The sequence below is a fragment of the Corallococcus silvisoli genome (genome assembly GCF_009909145.1).
Lineage (GTDB): Bacteria > Myxococcota > Myxococcia > Myxococcales > Myxococcaceae > Corallococcus > Corallococcus silvisoli.
This window is the reverse complement of the sequence record NZ_JAAAPJ010000062.1, coordinates 1-1,066: the sequence shown is the minus strand read 5'-3', so window position 1 is coordinate 1,066 and position 1,066 is coordinate 1. Positions and strand designations below refer to the sequence as shown.

Here is a 1,066-nt window from a genome sequence, read left to right as displayed (position 1 = left end):
GCTTCCCGACGTGTAGATGAGGTACGCCACGTTCTCCGCGCGCACCTGCGTCACTGGCGCTTCCTGCGACTCCGTGGGCAGGACTTCGTCCGTGTCCAGGCATACCGCCTGCGCGCTGAAGGCTGGCAACGACTCCAGCAGGTGCGAGTGCGCCACCAGCGCCGGGCCCTGCGCGTCCTCCAGCAGCCACCCCAACCGCTCCTTCGGGTAGCTCGAATCCAGCGGCACGTACGCCCCGCCCGCCTTCAAAATCCCCAGCGTCCCCACCACCACGTCCGCCGTGCGCTCCACGCACAGCCCCACCCTCACCTCCGGGCCCACTCCCAGCTTCCTCAGCCGGTTCGCCAGTTGGTTCGCCCTCGCCTCCACCTCCCGGTACGTCAGCCGCTGCTTCCCACTCACCACCGCCACCGCATCCGGCGTCCGCTTCGCTTGCGCCTCGAAGAGCTGTGGAATCGTCGCGTCTCTCGCGTACTCCTCCTGCGTCTGGTTCCACTCCACCAGCACCTGATGACGCTCCGCCTCCGTCAGCAGCGGCAGCCGGCCCACTGCCTCCTCCGGCTTCGCCACCACCCCTTCCAGCAGCACTCGCAGGTGCTCCACCATCCGGCCCACCGTCGCCGCATCGAACAAGTCGGTGCTGTACTCCACCGCCCCGCTCAACCCCTGCGCCGTCTCCGTGAAGAACACGCTCACGTCGAACTTCGACGTCCGGCCCTCGAAGTTCACCGGAGAGAGCGTCAATCCCGGCAACGCCGTCTCACCGAGGGGCACGTTCTGCAGCGACAGCAATGTCTGGAACAGCGGCGTGTGGCTGAGGCTTCGCTCCGGCTGCAACGCCTCCACCAGCTTCTCGAACGGCACTTCCTGGTGCTCGTACGCATCCAGCACCGTCTCGCGCACCTGCGCGAGCAGCGCCTGGAAGGACTTCTCGCCCTCCACCTGCGCGCGCATCACCAGCGTGTTGACGAAGAAGCCGATGAGCCCTTCCACCTCCGCTCTCGTGCGGCCCGCGATGGGCGAACCCACGCTGATGTCGCCCTGCCCCGAGTAGCGCGACAGCAAC

1 protein-coding gene is annotated in these 1,066 nt (G+C 67.6%); it reads right to left on the bottom strand.

The features are described 5' to 3' along the window. Positions 1–1,066, bottom strand: a 1,066-nt coding sequence (locus GTY96_RS37060; protein ID WP_161667176.1) for a condensation domain-containing protein, incomplete at both ends; no start/stop codon positions are given.